This window comes from Streptomyces sp. CB02056 (genome assembly GCF_001905545.1).
In the GTDB taxonomy this organism is placed as follows: domain Bacteria; phylum Actinomycetota; class Actinomycetes; order Streptomycetales; family Streptomycetaceae; genus Kitasatospora.
Map to the genome: position 1 here is coordinate 348,214 of NZ_LIPD01000009.1, position 17,352 is coordinate 365,565.

Genomic DNA, 17,352 nt, shown 5'->3' on the forward strand with positions numbered 1-17,352 from the left:
TGCTGACGGCCGGGAGCCGGTCGCCGGCCCCCGGCGGTCGGCGGCGGCGAACGTAGAACGGCGGACGGCGGACGGCGGACGGCGGACGGCGGACGTAGAGCAGCGGACGTAGAGCAGCGAACGGAGAACAGAAGACAGCCGACAGATAACAGCTGACAGATTTCAGAATCTGTCAGCTGTTATCTGTTGCGCACCTTGCCATCCCTCCGCCCCTCCGCGCAGAATGGTACCGACCGAACGGTCAGTCGGTTGGCCGATGCTCCAGGCGGCCTCCGGGCAGGAGACGAGAGGGGACTGTGGTGACAGCAGAGGTGGCCGAGACGGTCCCCGCGCAGACGCTGGAGGATCGGTTCGAGGCGGTCGTCGCCGCCGAGCAGCGGATCGAGCCCAGGGACTGGATGCCCGACGCCTACCGGGCCACCCTGATCCGCCAGATCGCCCAGCACGCCCACTCCGAGATCATCGGCATGCAGCCCGAGGGCAACTGGCTGACCCGGGCCCCGTCCCTGCGCCGCAAGGCCATCCTGCTCGCCAAGGCCCAGGACGAGGCCGGCCACGGCCTCTACCTCTACGCCGCCGCCGAGACCCTGGGCGTCGACCGCGCCGAGCTCACCGAGAAGCTGATCTCCGGCCGCCAGAAGTACTCCTCGATCTTCAACTACCCGACTCTCACCTTCGCCGACGTCGGCGTGATCGGCTGGCTGGTGGACGGCGCCGCGATCTGCAACCAGGTCCCGCTCTGCCGCTGCAGCTACGGCCCGTACGCCCGCGCGATGGTGCGGATCTGCAAGGAGGAGTCCTTCCACCAGCGCCAGGGCTACGAGCTCCTGATGACGCTGATGCGCGGCACCGAGGCCCAGCGCCGGATGGTCCAGGACGCGGTGGACCGCTGGTGGTGGCCGTCGCTGATGATGTTCGGCCCCTCGGACGCCGACTCGCCGAACACCGCCCGCTCGATGGCCTGGCGGATCAAGCGGCACAGCAACGACGAGCTGCGCCGGCGCTTCGTCGACATGACCGTCCCGCAGGCCGAGCACCTGGGCGTCACCCTCCCGGACCCCGAGCTGCGCTGGAACGAGGAGCGCGGCGGCTGGGACTTCGGCGAGCCGGACTGGTCCGAGCTGACCAGGGTCATCCACGGCCAGGGCCCCTGCAACGCCCAGCGGGTCGAACGCCGCCGCACCGCCCACGAGGACGGCGCCTGGGTGCGCGAGGCGGCCGTCGCCTACGCGGCCAAGCGCGCGGCCGAGGCCGCCGGGCCCACGGAAGCCACCGAAGCCTCCGAAGCCACCAATGTGACCGAACAGGAGAACGGAAAGTGACCGACCCCCAGCTTGGCTCCCCGTCCGGGTCCGAGGCCGGGCCCAAGGCCGGTTCCAAAGCCGGCTGGCCGCTGTACGAGGTGTTCGTGCGTCCCCGGCGCGGGCTGAACCACGTCCACGTCGGCTCGCTGCACGCCGCCGACGACCGGATGGCCCTGCTCGCCGCCCGCGACCTGTACACCCGCCGCAACGAGGGCGTGAGCCTCTGGGTGGTCCGCTCGGACGCGATCACCGCCTCCACCCCGGACGAGCGCGACCCGTTCTTCGAGCCCAGCGGCGACAAGGTCTACCGCCACCCGACCTTCTACGACATCCCCGAGGATGTCCCGCACATCTGACGGGGGAGCCACCGTGCACGACCACACCACCTCCACCACCTCCACCCCCGGCACCGGCCAGGACGACCACGTCTACCTCAGCCTCGCCGACGCCGCCCCAGGCCCCGAGGGCGAGGGCCGCTGGGCGTACGGGACGGGCTTCGCCGATCCCCTGCTCGGTGTGGACACCGCGCTGCCCGCCGGTCTGGACGGCGCCGACCTCGCCGCCTACTGCCAGATGCTGGGCGACGACGCGCTGGTCCTCGCGCAGCGGCTGATCGAGTGGTGCACCCGGGCGCCCGAGCTGGAGGAGGAGGTCGCGCTCGCCAACCTGGGCCTCGACCTGCTCGGCCAGGCCCGCCTGCTGCTCACCCGGGCCGGTCAGGCGGACGGTACCGGCCGCACCGAGGACGACCTGGCGTACTGGCGGGAGGAGCACGAGTTCCGCAACGTCCGCCTGGTGGAGGCTCCGAACGGCGACTTCGCCTACTCGATCGCCCGGCTGCTGCTGTTCGCCACCGCGCGCGGCGCCCTGTACGAGGCGCTGAGCGCGCACCCCGACCCGGTGCTGGCCGCGGTCGCCGCCCGGGGCGTCAAGGAGCTGGCCTACCACCGGGAGTACGCCACCGCCTGGACCCTGCGCCTGGGCGACGGCACGCCGTACTCCGCCGGGCGGATGCAGGCCGGGGTGGACGCGGTCTGGCCGCTGCTGGAGGAGCTGTTCACGGCGCACCCGGTGGAGCTGCGGGCGGGCGTCGACCCGGCGGCGCTGCGCGGACCGGTACTGCGCTCGCTCGGCGCCGTTCTCGCCGAGGCCGGGCTGACCGTGCCGGACGTACCGCCGCTGGCCACCGTCCTCGGCCTGGCCGGCCGGGACGGTGTGCACACCGAGGCGCTCGGCCCGCTGCTCGCCGAGTTCCAGGTGCTGGCCCGCGCCCACCCGGGGGCGACGTGGTGACCGGCGATGTCGTGACGGGCCCGGGGCCGACGGGCACCGCGGAGCCGACGGGCGGGACGGTCGGGACGGGCACCGCGGACCCGACGGCCCGCGAGCTGGCCTGGGCGGTCGCCGCGGCCGTGCCGGACCCGGAGCTGCCCATGCTCACCCTGGCGGACCTGGGCGTCCTGGCCGAGGTCGGGGTGGACGGCGGCAGCGGCACGGTGACCGCGTGGCTGACCCCGACCTACTCGGGCTGCCCCGCCGTCGCCGAGATGGCCGCCGACGTGGACCGCCGGCTGCGCGCGGCCGGGTACCCGGACGTCCGGGTGCGGCTGCGGTTGGACCCGCCGTGGTCCACCGACCTGATCACCGCCGAGGGCCGTCGCAAGCTCGCCGAGGCGGGCATCGCTCCGCCGCGCCCGACCGCCGCCGTCGCCGCGGCCGGACCGGTGGCGCTCACCCTCGGTCCCACCCGCACCGGAACCGCGACCGCGCCCACCACCCTGGCAGCGCCGAGGACCGCCGCCGCGCCCCCTGTGCCGTGCCCGCGCTGCGGCGACGCCGACACGGAGGAGCTGTCCCGCTTCGGTTCCACCGCCTGCAAGGCGCTCTGGCGCTGCCGGGCCTGCCGCGAGCCGTTCGAACGCGTCAAGGAGATCTGAATGCCCGCCGCTTCCTCCGCCGCTCCCGCCTCCTCCGCCGCCGGGTCCGCCCCCGACGCCGAGGGGACCGGCATCCGCCCCGCTCGCCGCCCGACCTTCCACCGGCTGCGGATCGACCGGGTCGAGCGGCTCTGCGAGGACGCCGTCGCGGTGACCTTCGCGGTGCCGGTCGGGCTGGCGGAGGAGTACGCCTTCCGCCCCGGGCAGACTCTGACCCTGCGCAAGCTGGTGGACGGCACCGACGAGCGCCGCTCGTACTCGATCTGCGCCCCGGTCGGCGGGCCGCTGCGGATCGCCGTCCGGGAGGTGCCCGGCGGGCTGTTCTCACGCTGGCTGGTGCGCGAGGCGAAGCCGGGCGAGGAGGTGGAGGTGCTGACGCCGTCCGGCCTGTTCACCCCCGAGCTCGGCGTCCCGGCCGACCACGTGCTGCTCGCGGCCGGCTCCGGGATCACCCCGATGCTGTCGATCGCCGGCTCCGTGCTCGCGGCCGACCGCAGCTCCACCGTCACCCTGCTCTACGGCAACCGGCGCAGTGACAGCGTGATGTTCGCGGACGAGCTGGCCGACCTGAAGGACCGCTACCTCGACCGCTTCCAGCTGGTCCACGTGCTCTCCCGGGAGACCAGGGACGCCGAACTGCTCAGCGGCCGACTGGACCCGGAGCGGGTACGCGCGCTGCTGGCGGCGCTGGTGGACGTCGGGAGCGTCGGGCACTGGTGGCTGTGCGGCCCGTTCGGCATGGTCGTGGGGGCGAAGGACCTGCTCGCCGAGCTGGACGTGCCGGGCGAGCGGGTGCACCAGGAGCTGTTCCACGCCGAGGACGAGCCGCTCCCGGAGCGCGACGAGGACTGGGACCGGACGGACGCCTCGTCCGGCGGCTCCGCCGACGGTGTGTCGGGCCCGCGGAGCGAGGTCACCGTCGTCCTCGACGGCCGCGGCAGCACGCTCTGCCTCCCGCGCGACCGCTCGATCCTGGACGGCGCCCAGCGCTCTCGCCCCGACCTGCCGTTCGCCTGCAAGGGCGGAGTGTGCGGCACCTGCCGCGCCCTGGTCACCGAGGGCGAGGTGGAGATGCGCCGCAACTTCGCGCTGGAGGAGAAGGAGCTGGCCGCCGGCTACGTCCTCACCTGCCAGGCCCGGCCGCTCACCGACCGGGTGACCGTGGACTACGACCGCTGAGCGGACCACCACCGCCGACCGGACCACGATCGCGGAGCCTCAGACGGCGGCGGGCTCCATGACCGGGTCACCGGGCATCGGGCTCCCGACCCTCGGGCCGGCGACCGTCGGGCCGGCGATCGTCGGCCGCCCGGGCGCAGGGTCCCCGAGCAGCTTGACGAGGTCGTTGACGGCCGCCCGCCCGGCCCGGTTGGCGCCGACGGTGCTGGCGGACGGGCCGTAGCCGACCAGGTGGACGCGGGGGTCGGAGGTGGCCCGGGTGCCGGTGAGCGCGATGCCGCCGCCGGGGGAGCGCAGCCCGAGCGGAGCGAGGTGCCCGACCTCGGGCCGGAAGCCGGTCGCCCAGACGATCGCGTCCACGGTCAGCTCCTCGGCGCCCCAGGCGACCCCGTGCTCGGTCAGGCGGTCGAACATCGGTCGGCGGTGCAGCGCGCCCAGCTCCTCGGCGCGCCGGTAGGCGACGGACGGGCCGAGCCCGGTCACGCTCACCACGCTGCGCGGCGGCAGCCCCTGTCGGACCCGCTCCTCGACCTTGGCGACCACCGCGCGCCCGTACTCGGGGGTGAACGGCCCGTCGTGGTAGACGGGCTCGGAGCGGGTGACCCACACCGTCTCGCCGACCGCGGCGACCTCCGACAGCACCTGGACCGCCGAGGCGCCGCCGCCCACCACCAGCACCCGCTTGCCCGTGAACTCCTCGGGGCCGCGGTACTCGGCGTAGTGCAGCTGGCGGCCCGCGAAGCGGCCCGGGTAGTGCGGGAGGAACGGGCGGGTCCAGGTGCCGGTGGCGTTGATCAGCGCGCGGGTGGACCAGGTGCCGCGGTCGGTCTCGACCAGCAGCCGGGAGTCCGGGCGCTCGGACTCGGCGCGTACGGCGTGCACCGCGACCGGGCGTACGACCGGGAGCGCGTGCTGCGCCTCGTACGCCGCGAAGTACTCCGGCACCACCTCGCGCGCGGGGGCGTCCGGGTCCGGCGGCGGGAGTTCGGCGTCCGGGAGGTCGTGGACACCGTGCACGGTGGCCATCCGCAGGGACGGCGAGCGGTACGCCCAGGCACCGCCGGGGACGGCGTTGGCGTCGAGGACGACGAAGCCGCCGTCGAGGCCCGTCCGGTGACGGGCGAAGCCGCGGCGGTGCAGGTGGTAGGCGGCGGACAGACCTGCCTGTCCGGCGCCCACCACCAGGACGTCCACCCGTTCCGGAACGCTGTTCGTTGCACCGTAAACAGTCACGCCCGAGAAACATCGGGGGGTCGGCGGGTGTTCCCCGGTCAGGAGGGGAATGTCACAGGAGGAACGTCAGGAGACCGGGGAGATGACCGCGGCGGTGCCGTAGGCGCAGACCTCGGTACCCACGGCGGCCGCCTCCGTGACGTCGAAGCGCATCATCAGGACGGCGTTGCCGCCGCGCGCCTTGGTCTGCTCGATCAGCCGCTGCATCGCCTCGTTGCGACTCTCGACCAGGGTCTTCGTCAGACCGCGCAGCTCGCCGCCGACCAGTGACTTCAGACCGGCACCGATCTGGCTGCCGACGTGGCGGCTGCGGACGGTCAGCCCGAAGACCTCGCCGATCACGTGGTCGACCCGGTAACCGGGGATGTCGTTGGTGGTCACGACCAGGACGTCGGCGTTCGGGCCCTGCCCGCCGCCGTACTCGTTGATGTCAGCCATGCGGCTCATCCTGCCAAACTCCTGCGTCCGAGTGACAGCGGCGGGGCCGGGCGGTGGCCGAGAAGGCTCCCGGAAGCTGGTCCGGACCGGTGATCGGGCGACCGAAAGGCCGTACCGTTAGCCCCATGGGCGAGCGAAGTGATCATCCACAGGGGCCGGGCGCGGCGGAGGACTCCGGCGCGCAGGAAATCGAGGCGACGGTGGTGCTGGGCCTGCGGATCACCGACTGGCCGGCCCTGCGCGCGGCCGCGATCAGGGCCGTCGAGGAGCTGGACTTCGGGGGCGTCGACCCGGCCGGGCAGCGCCGCGAACTGCTGCGCGAGGTCGCCGAGGACGCCAACGCGGCGCTCGGCGCGCTGCTGCATCCGGACCGGCTGGTGGCCGCCATCCCCGGGGTGGAGGCGATCGGCGGCACGCTGGAGATCAGCGTCACGGAGGACTTCACGCCGGACTTCGCCGACCTGTTCCCGCTGGAGGGCGACGAGGAGGAGGGCGGCGCGGGCGCGGACTGGACGCTCACCCCGCGCACGGCCTGCCTGCTCCACGCCCAGCTGATCGGCCTGGCGGACGCCGCGTACGACGACCTCGACGAGCACGGGGACGAGGCGGTCGCCGACAGCGATGACGTGGACTGGACGGTCTTCGCCCGGCTTCCCGAACGCACCTGGCGGATGCACCGGGGCTGGCGCCGCGCGATGGCCCGGGCCTTCGACGACCTCGCCGACGACCTCGCGCTCGGCGAGTGGCCGCTGCCGCGCTGCCTGGCCGAGGACATCGCGCTGCGGATGGCTCTGGTGGACGCCCGGGCGCTGCTCGGTGCGCAGCCCGAGTCGGTGGCGGACATGATGGGCGACCTCCCGGCCGACCTGTACGACTACGACTGGGACGGCTGCCAGGACGAGCTGTTCGGGGTCTACGGGCCGGACGAGGGAGATCCGGAGCTGGCGGCGGAGCAGCGCACCGAGATGCTGCTCGCGGCCACCCACCCGGAGGGCTGGTTCCTGATGTACGAGGACGCGGAGGAGCGGGACCCGCAGCGCGGCTACCGGCGCTGACGGCGCGAGTGCCGGAGTGACCACCGGGGCGGACGGGGCGGGCCGAGTCGGTCGGGGCGGGGCTGGCATCCTGGACGGGTGACTTCTCCTTCCGACGCCCCGACTCCCCTTACCCCGGCCCCCGCTCCGGTGGCCGACCCCGGCGACGCCCCGTCGCGCGAGGACCGCGACGAGCGGCCGCAGTACGTGCTGCCGCTGGTCGTCCGGCTGGAGCGGGCCACTCCGCCGGGCCGGACGGACGCGCTGGAGACCTCGGCGCGGGCGGTGCTCACCCTGCTCGCCGACCCTCGGGTGACCGAGGCGGGCGGCGAGTGGGCGGAGCGGGTCGAGGCCTGGGAGGACGCCCGGATCCGCAAGGTGGTCCGGCGGGCCCGGGGCGGGGAGTGGCGCCGGGCCGGCGAGCTGCCGGGCGTCACGGTGCAGGGGTGGGAAGCCGAGGTGCGGGTGTTCCCGCCGGTCCCGCTGGACGGCTGGCCGAAGGAACTCGCCAAGCTCCAGGTGTCCGGGACGGACCTCGAGGAGACGGCCGAAGTCGGCGCGCCCGAGCCGGGGCTGCCGGTGCTGTGGCTCAACCCCGAGCTGGAGATGAGCGCGGGCAAGACGATGGCGCAGACCGGGCACGCCGCCCAGCTCGCGTGGTGGCGGCTGGACGAGGCGCAGCGCAAGGAGTGGGCCGAGGCCGGCTTCGCGCTCGCGGTCCGGACCGCCTCACCGGAGGCGTGGGAGGAGCTCGTCCGCAGCGGGCTGCCGGTGGTCCAGGACGCGGGCTTCACCGAGATCGCGCCCGGGAGCTGCACGGTGATCGCGGAGCACCCGGCGCTGCGGTGACGGGCTGACAGGCGACAGCGGACAGCCGACGGCGAACAGCTAACAGACGACGGCGAACAGATGACAGATTTCGAAATCTGTCATCTGTTCGCCGTTTGCTCTCGGCTGTCGTCCGTCAGCTGTGCTGGTACCGCCGCATCGCCCGGAGTCCGCCGTAGGCCGCCAGGGCCGTCCAGAGCGCCATGATCAGCAGCCCGGTCCAGTGGCCGTAGTGGATGCCCGGCTCGGTCTGGGTGTGCGTCGCGTAGAGGCCGGCCCGGTCGGGCAGGAACTGGCCGAGTTCCCGGACGCCGGGGATGGCGGCCAGCCAGGTGGTGCCCAGGAACACCATCGGGGTCAGCAGGCCGAGCGCGGCGCTGAAGTTGCCCAGCATCGCGGTCAGTCCGAGGCAGAGCAGCACCATCATCGGGTGGTACAGCACGCCGGCCAGGAAGCTGCGGGCCAGGCCCGGGGTGGAGAGGTCCAGGCCGACGGTGGTGCCGACGGCCAGGAACGAGCCCGCCGTCGAGGCCAGGCCGAGCAGCAGGCCCAGCCCGGCGCCGAGCGCGAGCTTGGCGCCGTACAGCCGACCGCGCCGGGGGACGGCGGTGAGCGAGGTGCCGATCATGCGGGTGTTGAACTCCTGCCCGATCAGCAGGATGCCGAGGCAGGCCACCGCGACGTGGCCGAAGAGCAGCCCGTAGAAGATCCCGTTGGCCGGGTCCGGGGCGGGCGTGTGGTCCTTCGCCCCGTAGGCGGCGCTGACGGCGGCCGTGACGCCGACGGTCAGCGCCAGGGCGACCAGCGGGGCCGCCCACTGCGAGGGCAGGGTGGTGAACTTGACGCGTTCGGCGCGCAGGGCGCCGGCGAGCGTGCTCATGGTTTTCTCTCGTTTCCCGTTCGTCCGAGGTCACTTGGCGCCGATGCGGCGCAGCGCGCGCAGGCCGCCGTACGCCGCCAGCGCCGTCCAGAGCGCCATGATCAGTAGCCCGGTCCAGTGCCCGTACGCGACCTGCGGGTCGTCGGCGTACCGCAGGGCGTACTGGCCGGCCCGGTCGGGCAGGAACTGGACGACCCGGCGGACCCCGGGTACTCCGCCGAGCAGTGGCGAGAGCAGGAAGACGGTCGGCACCAGCAGTCCCATGGCGGCGGTGAGGTTGCCCAGCAGCGCGGTCGCTCCGAGGCAGAGCACCACCAGCAGCGCCTGGTAGAGCACGCCGGCGACGGCGCTGCGCAGGAGGGCCGGCCCGTCCCAGGTGCCCGGGGCGGTGGCCGCGTAGCCGGCGAAGGCACCCGCCGTGCCGACGGCGCCGACGGCGAGGCCGACGAGCGCGCCGAGCGCCAACTTGGCGCCGTACAGCCGGTTGCGGCGCGGGACAGCGGTGAGCGACACGTTGATCATGCGGGTGTTGAACTCCTGCCCGATCAGCAGGATGCCGAAGCAGGCCAGGGCCGCCTGGCCGAAGTTGAGCCCGTAGAAGACCCCGATGCTCGGGTCGTCGGTGATGCTGTGGTCCTTGCCGCCGATGGCCGCGCCGATGGCGGTGGTGACCCCGGCGGTCAGCAGCAGGGCGAGCAGCGGGGTGATCCAGAGCGAGCGGAGGGTGGTGAGCTTGATCCGCTCGGCGCGCAGGACGTGCAGGACGTGCGCGGAGCCGGCAACGGGTGTGGTCATGCGGAGGCCTCCGCGCGGTACTCGACGCTGTCGGCGGTCATCCGCATGAACGCCTCTTCCAGCGAGTCCTGTTGGACGGCGATCTCGTACAGCACCACCCCGTTGGCGGCGGCGAGCGCGGCGATCCGCTCGGGTTCGGCGCCGCTCACCTCCCAGGCGCCGCCGTCGACTTCGGTGGCGTCGAGTCCGTGGTCGTGGCCGGGGCCGCCGAGCAGGGCGGCGAGCTTGGCGGGGGCGACGGCGCGGACCCTGATCCGGGTCCGGCCGTGGCGGTCGATGAACTCGGAGGTGGCGGCGTCGGCGAGCAGTCGGCCGCGCCCGATCACCACCAAGTGGTCGGCGGTGAGCGCCATTTCGGTCATCAGGTGGGAGGAGACCAGCACCGCCCGGCCCTCGGCGGCCAGGTCGCGCAGCAGGGTGCGGATCCAGCGGATGCCCTCCGGGTCCAAGCCGTTGACGGGTTCGTCCAGCAGCAGCACCGGCGGGTCGCCGAGCAGGGCGGCGGCCACCCCGAGGCGTTGGCGCATGCCGAGCGAGAAGCCCCGGATCCGCCGTCCGGCCGCGTCCGCCAGGCCGACCTGGCCGAGAACCTCGTCGACCCGGCGGGCCGGCAGCCCGTTGCTCGCGGCGAGCCAGCGCAGGTGGCCGTGCGCGGTCCGGCCGCCGTGCATCGCCTGGGCGTCCAGCAGTGCGCCCACCGTCCGCAGCGGGGCGGGGAGTTCGGCGTACGGGCGGCCGTCGACCAGGGCGTGTCCGGCGGTCGGCCGGTCGAGGCCGAGGACCAGGCGCATGGTGGTGCTCTTGCCGGCGCCGTTCGGGCCGAGGAAGCCGGTCACCACGCCGGGTCGGACCTCGAAGGTCAGGTCGTCGACGACGCGCCGGCCGTCGTACTCCTTGGTCAGGCCCTGGATCTCGATCACGGCCCGCTCCCCTCGTCTCGTCGTCGGTGGTCTCCGCCGGTGCCGTTGTGGCTGCCCCGGTCGGTGGCTCCATTCGACCGGAGCGGGCCGGTGCGGCGGATCCCGCCGGGGCGGGGATCCGCCTCCCTCCCAGGAGGGAGGGCGCGGGCGACCGGCGCGGGATCCGGGGACGGGGGCGACCTGGCAGGATGGCGCAATGTCCAAGATCGCAGCGCTGAGGGGCGCGAGCGCGGTGTCCGGAGGATCCGCGCCGGGAAGTGCGGTGTCCAGGCTCGTCGCGCCGCTGGCGGCCGGTGTCACGTACGCGCGGCTGCTGCACCTGCTGGTGGGGTGGATCTTCGCGGGCGTGGTGCTGATGATCTATCCGGGGACGTACCGGAAGGGCCTCGGCGAGATCCTCACGGCGAGCGTACTGGTGGACTGCGTGCTGCTCGCTGCGCTCGCGCTCATCCCGGCGGCTCGGCGGGCGGAGGGGGTGCAGGCGCGGCTGCTGCTGGTGCCCGACCGCGAGGAGGACATCGCCGCCGAGCCCTCCCGCACCTGGGCCGACCGGCGGCGGACGGCGGGTTGGCTGATCGGCCGGGTCGCGCTCGGCTCGGTGGCCGGGTTCGTGCTCTCCCTCGGCTCCGCCGCGTGCTACGACCGGCTGACCGGTCCGGACGCGCTCTGGTACCTCCCGTTCGCCCCGCTGCTGGTACTCGGTTTCGGCTGGTTCCTGGTCCTCGCCGGGCGCCTCCAACTCGCCATGGCCGTAAGGCTGTTGGGCCCGTCGCCGACCGAGCGGCTGGCGGAGGCGGAGCTGCGGGCCGAACGCCTGCTGGAGCGCAACCGGTTGGCCCGGGAGCTGCACGATTCGATCGGCCACGCACTGACGGTGACGGTCCTTCAGGCGGGCGCGGCGCGCGAGGTCGGGGACCCGGCCTTCGTCGCCAAGGCGCTCGAAGTCATCGAGGAGACCGGCCGCCAGGCCATGGAGGACCTCGAACGCACCCTCGTGCTGCTGCGCGAGACCCCGGCCGGGGCGAACGGCGTGGCCACCGAACAGCCCGGGATCGACCAGCTGCCCGCGCTGTTCGACACCGCCCGGGCGGCCGGCAGCCCGGTGGAGGCGCGGATGGAGGTGCCCCCCGGCACGCTGCCCGGGGTGCTCTCCCGCGAGTCGTACCGGATCGTCCAGGAGGGTGTCACCAACGCGCTCAAGTACGCGCCAGGCGAACCGGTCGACATCCGGATCGCCGTACGGGAAGGGCAGTTGGAGCTGCGCTGCGCCAACCGGCTGCCCGGCGCCGGGCGTTCGGCGGTCGGCGCGGCCGGGCCTGCCGGTCCGGCCGGTTCGGCACGGCCTCCGGCGGGCGGTGCGGGCCGGGGCGCGACGCGCAAGGGCGGCAAGGGGCTGCGCGGCATCCGCGAGCGCGCCACGCTGCTCGGCGGGGAGGCGGCGGCGGGGGTGTCGCAGGAGGGCGGAGGGGAGTGGGTGCTGACCGTCCGGCTGCCCCTACGCTTGGGCTCGTGACGAACGATCCTGTGACGCGAGGCCCGGCCGGAGGAGCCGCGGGGATGACGGACATCCTGCTCGCCGACGACGAGGAACTGGTCCGGGCCGGCCTGCGGGCCGTCCTGGAGGCGCAGGGGGACCTGCGGGTGGTCGGCGAGGCGGCCGACGGCGCGGAAGCGGTCGCGCTGGCCCGCGCGCTGCGCCCGCACGTGGTGCTGATGGACGTCCGGATGCCCGTGCTGGACGGCCTGGCGGCCACCCGCGAGCTGCTGCGCCCCGGCGCACCGGGGGAGCGCCCGCCGAGGATCCTGGTCGTGACCACCTTCGAGAACGACGACTACGTCTACCAGGCGTTGCGCGCGGGCGCCGACGGCTTCCTGCTCAAGCGCACCCGCCCGGCCGAGATCGCCCACGCGGTACGGCTGGTGGCGGCGGGCGAGTCGCTGCTGTTCCCGGCCGCGATCCGCCGGCTGGCGGCCGGGCACGGCAACCCGACCGCCCGGGCGGCCATGGAGCGGGCGTCGCTGACCGGGCGCGAGGCGGAGGTGCTGCGGCTGGTCGCGCGGGGCCTGAGTAACGGGGAGATCGCCGAGCGGCTGTTCCTCGGCGTACAGACGGTGAAGACGCACGTCAGCAGCGTGCTGGCGAAGCTGGGGGCGCGGGACCGCACCCAGGCGGTGATCGCGGCGTACGAGTCGGGGTTCGTCGAGCCCTCGGAGTGACGCGGGCTGATGATGCGTCAGAAAGGGCCGCTCAGGCCGGGTAGGCGTGGGTCTGGGCGGCCTTGACCGAGGCCCAGACCGCGACGCCGGGCGCCAGCTCCAGCTCCGCGACGGCGGCCGGGGTCAGGTCGGCGGCCATCGGCAGGTCGCCGGAGAGTTCGACGCGGACCTGGTCGCCGTGCAGGTCGAGCCCGGTGACCTCGGCCTGCCAGAGGTTGCGCGCGCTGGTCCGCGGACGCTCCCGGTACAGCGTCACGGCGGAGGGCGGGAAGGCGACGAAGGCCGGACCGTCCAGCTCCTCGGTGGTGGCCAGCGCCGTGCCGTCCGGGAGCGTGACCCGGGAGCCCTCGGCCCGGCCCTGGTACAGGTTCAGTCCGACCAGCCGGGCGATGTAGTCGGTGCGCGGGCGCCGGGCGACCTCCGCCGGGCTGCCGGACTGCACCTCGTGCCCGTCCTCGATCACCACCAGTCGGTCGGCCAGCACCATGGCGTCCAGCGGGTCGTGCGTCACCAGCACCGCCACCGCCTCGAACTCGGCCAGGTGGCGCCGCAGTTGGGCGCGTACGTCGAGCCGGGTGCGGGCGTCCAGGGCGGCCAGCGGCTCGTCCAGTAGGAGCAGCCGGGGGCGTACGGCGAGGGCTCGGGCGAGCGCCACCCGCTGGGCCTGGCCGCCGGAGAGCCGGCCGGGGCGGACCGGGGCGTGGTCGGCCAGGCCCATCCGCTCCAGCCAGTCGGCCGCCTCGGCCCGCGCCTCCCGCTTGGGGCGGCCCTGGCAGCGCGGGCCGAAGGCGACGTTGTCGAGCGCGCTCAGGTGCGGGAACAGCAGGTAGTCCTGGAACACCACGCCGACCGGCCGCTCCTCGGCCGGGGTGTGCACGCGCTGCGCCGGGTCCTCCAGGAGGCGGCCGTCCAGGCGCAGGTGGCCGCCGGTGAGCGGGAGCAGCCCGGCGAGGGCGCGCAGGGCGGTGGACTTCCCGGCGCCGTTGGGGCCGAGCAGTGCCACCACCTCGCCGGGGGCGGCGGTCAGTGCGAGGTCGAGGGCGAACGCGGCGCGCTCGACCCGCAGGCGGGCGTCCAGGGCGGGGCCGGGGCGGCTTTCGGTGCTCATCGGGGCGGCGTCCAGGTGTCCAGTGCGTCTGCTGCGTTCAGCGTGTCCGGGATGGCAGGTGGGGAGGGGAGGGCGCGTGCGGTCGGGATGGTGCGGGTGGTCAGGATGGCCTGTGCGCTCGGGACGGCGCGGGCGGGCGGGGTCACGGCGTCGACAGCCAGCGGTCGCGCAGGCCGACCAGGACGGCGACGGAGACCACCAGCAGCACCAGCGACAGCGCGATCGCCGCCTGCGGGTCCGACTCCATGGCCAGGTAGACGGCCAGCGGCATGGTCTGGGTGCGGCCCGGGAAGTTGCCCGCGAAGGTGATCGTCGCACCGAACTCGCCGAGCGCCCGGGCCCAGGCCAGGACGGCCCCGGCGGCGATCCCCGGCGCGATCAGCGGCAGGGTGACCCGCCGGAACGCGGTCAGTCGGGAGGCGCCCAGGGTCGCGGCGGCCTCCTCGTAGCGGGGGTCGGCGGCCCGCAGCGCGCCCTCGACGCTGATCACCAGGAACGGCATCGCCACGAACGCCTCGGCGATCACGACCCCGGTGGTGGTGAACGGCAGCGTGATGCCGAAGGCCGAGTCGAGCCAGGAGCCGACGATGCCGCGCCGCCCGAGCACCAGCAGCAGCGCCACACCGCCGACCACCGGCGGCAGCACCAGCGGCAGGGTGACCAGCGCCCGGATCACCCGCCGGCCCGGCAGCTCGGTGCGGGCGAGCAGCCAGGCCAGCGGGACGCCCAGGACCAACGACACGGCGGTGGCCGCGGTCGCGCTGATCAGCGACAGGCGCAGCGCGTCCCAGACGGCGGTGCTGGTGAGCTGCTCGGACAGGTCGCTCCAGGGCGCCCGGATCAGCAGGCCGACCAGCGGCAGGACCAGGAACGCCAACCCGAGCAGCGCCGGGAGCAGCAGGGCGACCGGGGCGCGGTGCGTCCGCGGGCGTCGGTTTCGCGGGGCGCGGCTTCGTGGGTCGCGACGCGGCGGGGCCGTCTCGGCTTCCGCCGCGCCGCCGCCGACGGTGCGGTTCCGACCGGAGTCGCGTCCGGAGTCGCGTCCGGAGCCGTCCCCGGAGCCGGTGGTGCGCTCGCTCACGGTGCCTGGAAGCCCGCCGAGGTCAGCACCTGCTTGGCCTCGGGCGACTGGACGTACGCGACGAAGGCGGCGGCGCCGTCCTTGTTCGGCGCCTTGGCGAGTGCGGCGATCGGGTAGTCGTTCACGGCCTTGTCGGCCTCGGGGAAGTCCACGCCGTCGATCTTCGCAGCATCGGCCTGCACATCGGTCCGGTACACCAGGGACGCGTCGACCTCGCCGAGTTCGACCTTGGTGAGCGCGCCCTTGACGTCCTGCTCCAGGGTGACCGGGGTGAGGTCGACGCCCGCCGCCTTGAGCGCGGTCTGGGCGGCGGCGCCGCACGGCACCTCCTTCGCGCACAGCGCGACCTTCACGCCGGAGGCGGTGAGGTCCTTGAGGCCCGCGATGTGCTTGGGGTTGCCCTTGGGGACGGCGATGGTGAGCGTGTTCCGGACGAAGGTCGTCGGCTGCCCGCTGGCACCGCCCGCGTCCGTCACGGTCTTCATGGTGGCCGGGCTGGCGGCGGCGAACACGTCCGCCGGGGCACCGGAGTTGATGCTGGTGGCGAGGCTGGAGCTGCCGCCGAAGTTGAAGGTGACCTTGGCGCCCGGGTTGGCGGCCTCGAACTTCTTGCCGAGCTCGGTGAAGGTCTCCTTGAGCGAGGCGGCGGCGAAGACGGTAATGGTGCCGGAGGCCTTCGGGACGCTGCTGCCCGCGGCGGAGGCGTTCGTGGAGGTGCTCGAAGAGGCCGAGGAACCGGAGGACTTGCCGCCGTCGCTGCCGCAGGCGCTGACTCCGAGCCCGAGGACGAGGACCGCGGCGGTGGCGACGGCGAGCCTGCGGGCGGTGGGCGTACGGGTGCTCATCGGTGCTTCCCCTCCAGGGTGCGCGCCGGGAGGGGCGCGAGGGACGAGCCGCAGGTGCGGCCATTACGGCGATCATAGTGCCGCAAATGCGAGCGATAAATCCCCTGTCGGTTCGCACAGCTGGGGGCCGCAGGGGTCTCGGGGCTGCTGTGGGATGGCTCAACCGGGACTCGCGGGGCGCGGTGAGGACGGTGAGGGTGGTGAGGCGGTCAGGCTGGTGGGGACGGTGGGCCGGTGGGGGCGCTGGCGAGGGGCGCGCGGTAATTGCGTCGCGCCGTGGGTGGTCGAACGGCGAGAGTGGTCGCCGTCCGTACAGACGGCCGGGCCGGTCGGACACACGGCCGGGGCCGAACCAAGGGGAAGAGTCCGTCCATGTCCACGCTGCGCGTCACCGCCGAGAAGCTGGTCATCCTGGAGCACCCGAACGCCGATGCCCTGGAGCTCGCCCAGGTCTGCCTCTACCGGGCGGTGGTCGCGAAAGGCGCGTACCGGACCGGGGACCACGCCGTCTACATCCCCGAACAGTCCGTCCTCCCGGATGAGTTGATCGAGGAGCTGGGTCTGACCGGCAAGCTGGCCGGCGCCCGGGCGAACCGGGTGAAGGCGGTGCGGCTGCGCGGCGAGCTGTCCCAGGGCGTCGTCTGCCGGCCCGCCGCGCTCGCCGGCACCGACCTGGCCGTCGCGGCCGAGCGCGGTGAGGACTTCGCCGAGCTGCTCGGGGTCGTCAAGTGGCAGCCGCCGGTGCCGACGTCGATGAGCGGTGACGTGGTCAGTGCGCCGGACCTGCTGCCCTGGGTGGACATCGAGAACCTCAAGCGCTACCCCGAGGCCTTCGCGCCGGGCGAGCCGGTGGTACTGACCGAGAAGCTGCACGGCAGCTGCTGCCTGGTCACGTACACCGCCGCCACCGGCGAGGTGCGGGTGTCGTCCAAGGGCATCGGTGCGCAGGGGCTGGCGTTGGCCGAGGACGCGCGCAACCTCTACTGGCGGGCGGTGCGCGCGTACGACATCCCGGCGGTGGCGGCCCGGCTGGCGGAGCGCCTCGGGGCCGAGCGGGTCGGCATCTTCGGCGAGGTCTTCGGCGAGGGCGTGCAGGACCTGGGCTACGGCGCCTCGGCGCGCACCGAGCGGCCCGGTTACGCCGCGTTCGACGTGTCGGCCCTCGTGGACGGGCAGCTGAACTGGCTTTCGGCAGCCGAACTGCTGGACGGGGAACTGCCGTTGGTGCCCGAGCTGTGGCGCGGACCGTTCGATCCGGAGACCGTGCTGGGGTTCGCGCGGGGCCGGGAGACCGTCTCCGGGCGTGAACTGCACCTGCGCGAGGGCGTGGTGGTGCGGCCGGTCACCGAGCGCTGGAGCCCGGTGCTCGGTGGGCGGGCGATCGCCAAGGTGGTCAGCGAGGCTTACCTGACCCGCAAGGGGGGCACCGAGTACGAGTGAGACGGGCCCGGATCCGGTGGCCGGGCAGGTCGGTCCGGCCGACCGGTCCGGGTGCGGCTCCTCTCGGTGCTGACCGCCCGTCGGTAGAGGCGGCGGGCGAGTCCCCGTACAGA

The 17,352-nt window shown here is 74.2% G+C and carries 18 protein-coding genes; 10 read left to right on the forward strand and 8 right to left on the reverse strand.

All coding sequences use genetic code 11. The annotated features are described in order from the left end of the window. Window positions 1-311 precede the first annotated feature (311 nt). From paaA to paaE, 5 genes are all read left to right on the forward strand, one after another. Window positions 312-1,322 (forward strand): 1,2-phenylacetyl-CoA epoxidase subunit PaaA, encoded by a 1,011-nt coding sequence (paaA, locus tag AMK13_RS25570; RefSeq protein ID WP_074004233.1) that lies wholly within the window; start codon window positions 312-314, stop codon window positions 1,320-1,322. After that, complete coding sequence (gene paaB / locus AMK13_RS25575) at window positions 1,319-1,660, forward strand: 1,2-phenylacetyl-CoA epoxidase subunit PaaB (protein WP_074004234.1); 342 nt, start codon at window positions 1,319-1,321, stop codon at window positions 1,658-1,660. Before paaA ends, paaB begins: the two co-directional genes overlap by 4 nt. A gap of 13 nt (window positions 1,661-1,673) precedes the next feature. After that, window positions 1,674-2,597 carry a 1,2-phenylacetyl-CoA epoxidase subunit PaaC gene (paaC, locus tag AMK13_RS25580; protein WP_074004235.1) on the forward strand — a complete coding sequence of 308 codons (924 nt, stop codon included), beginning with the start codon at window positions 1,674-1,676 and terminating at the stop codon, window positions 2,595-2,597. Between the two features lie 95 nt (window positions 2,598-2,692). After that, window positions 2,693-3,241 (forward strand): 1,2-phenylacetyl-CoA epoxidase subunit PaaD, encoded by a 549-nt coding sequence (gene paaD / locus AMK13_RS25585; protein ID WP_241853043.1) that lies wholly within the window; start codon window positions 2,693-2,695, stop codon window positions 3,239-3,241. Continuing rightward, a complete protein-coding gene (paaE, locus tag AMK13_RS25590) occupies window positions 3,242-4,420 on the forward strand; it encodes a 1,2-phenylacetyl-CoA epoxidase subunit PaaE (RefSeq protein WP_074004236.1) in 1,179 nt (392 codons plus the stop codon). 39 nt (window positions 4,421-4,459) lie between these two features. On the opposite strand, the gene AMK13_RS25595 is transcribed toward paaE, so the two are convergent. After that, window positions 4,460-5,653, reverse strand: coding sequence for an NAD(P)-binding domain-containing protein (locus AMK13_RS25595; protein WP_079272442.1), 1,194 nt, complete (start codon window positions 5,651-5,653; stop codon window positions 4,460-4,462). A gap of 66 nt (window positions 5,654-5,719) precedes the next feature. Next, window positions 5,720-6,091: a YbjQ family protein gene (locus AMK13_RS25600; protein ID WP_049649739.1), complete on the reverse strand. Its 372-nt coding sequence runs from the start codon at window positions 6,089-6,091 to the stop codon at window positions 5,720-5,722. A 125-nt stretch (window positions 6,092-6,216) separates the two neighbouring features. On the opposite strand from AMK13_RS25600, the gene AMK13_RS25605 reads away from it, so the two are divergent. Together AMK13_RS25605 and AMK13_RS25610 are read left to right on the forward strand one after the other, a co-directional pair. Further along, window positions 6,217-7,146, forward strand: coding sequence for a hypothetical protein (locus AMK13_RS25605; protein ID WP_143204631.1), 930 nt, complete (start codon window positions 6,217-6,219; stop codon window positions 7,144-7,146). A 129-nt stretch (window positions 7,147-7,275) separates the two neighbouring features. Further along, window positions 7,276-7,974, forward strand: coding sequence for a peptidyl-tRNA hydrolase (locus tag AMK13_RS25610; RefSeq protein WP_074004239.1), 699 nt, complete (start codon window positions 7,276-7,278; stop codon window positions 7,972-7,974). A gap of 115 nt (window positions 7,975-8,089) precedes the next feature. On the opposite strand, the gene AMK13_RS25615 is transcribed toward AMK13_RS25610, so the two are convergent. Genes AMK13_RS25615 through AMK13_RS25625 form a run of 3 tightly spaced genes read right to left on the reverse strand, consistent with a single transcriptional unit; the run spans window position 8,090 to window position 10,548 of the window. Further along, window positions 8,090-8,833: a hypothetical protein gene (locus AMK13_RS25615; protein ID WP_074004240.1), complete on the reverse strand. Its 744-nt coding sequence runs from the start codon at window positions 8,831-8,833 to the stop codon at window positions 8,090-8,092. A gap of 30 nt (window positions 8,834-8,863) precedes the next feature. Continuing rightward, window positions 8,864-9,628, reverse strand: a complete 765-nt coding sequence (locus AMK13_RS25620) for a hypothetical protein (RefSeq protein WP_074004241.1) — start codon at window positions 9,626-9,628, stop codon at window positions 8,864-8,866. After that, the gene (locus AMK13_RS25625) at window positions 9,625-10,548 is read right to left on the reverse strand and encodes an ATP-binding cassette domain-containing protein (protein WP_074004242.1); all 924 of its coding nucleotides are present in this window, start codon (window positions 10,546-10,548) and stop codon (window positions 9,625-9,627) included. Before AMK13_RS25625 ends, AMK13_RS25620 begins: the two co-directional genes overlap by 4 nt. A 262-nt stretch (window positions 10,549-10,810) precedes the next feature. On the opposite strand from AMK13_RS25625, the gene AMK13_RS25630 reads away from it, so the two are divergent. Beyond that, a complete protein-coding gene (locus AMK13_RS25630) occupies window positions 10,811-12,061 on the forward strand; it encodes a sensor histidine kinase (protein ID WP_074004243.1) in 1,251 nt (416 codons plus the stop codon). Between the two features lie 44 nt (window positions 12,062-12,105). Further along, on the forward strand, window positions 12,106-12,765 hold the full coding sequence (locus AMK13_RS25635) for a response regulator transcription factor (protein WP_074004244.1): 660 nt from the start codon (window positions 12,106-12,108) through the stop codon (window positions 12,763-12,765). Between the two features lie 31 nt (window positions 12,766-12,796). Here the strand turns inward: AMK13_RS25635 and AMK13_RS25640 are convergent, their stop codons facing one another. From AMK13_RS25640 to modA, 3 genes are all read right to left on the reverse strand, one after another. Further along, a complete protein-coding gene (locus tag AMK13_RS25640) occupies window positions 12,797-13,873 on the reverse strand; it encodes an ABC transporter ATP-binding protein (protein WP_074004245.1) in 1,077 nt (358 codons plus the stop codon). 142 nt (window positions 13,874-14,015) lie between these two features. Then, window positions 14,016-14,954 carry an ABC transporter permease gene (locus tag AMK13_RS25645; RefSeq protein WP_074004246.1) on the reverse strand — a complete coding sequence of 313 codons (939 nt, stop codon included), beginning with the start codon at window positions 14,952-14,954 and terminating at the stop codon, window positions 14,016-14,018. Beyond that, on the reverse strand, window positions 14,951-15,799 hold the full coding sequence (gene modA / locus AMK13_RS25650) for a molybdate ABC transporter substrate-binding protein (RefSeq protein ID WP_074004247.1): 849 nt from the start codon (window positions 15,797-15,799) through the stop codon (window positions 14,951-14,953). Before modA ends, AMK13_RS25645 begins: the two co-directional genes overlap by 4 nt. 372 nt (window positions 15,800-16,171) lie before the next feature. Between modA and AMK13_RS25655 the strand changes: the two genes are divergently transcribed. Continuing rightward, window positions 16,172-17,239, forward strand: a complete 1,068-nt coding sequence (locus AMK13_RS25655) for an RNA ligase (ATP) (protein ID WP_074004248.1) — start codon at window positions 16,172-16,174, stop codon at window positions 17,237-17,239. The last annotated feature ends 113 nt before the right edge of the window (window positions 17,240-17,352 follow it).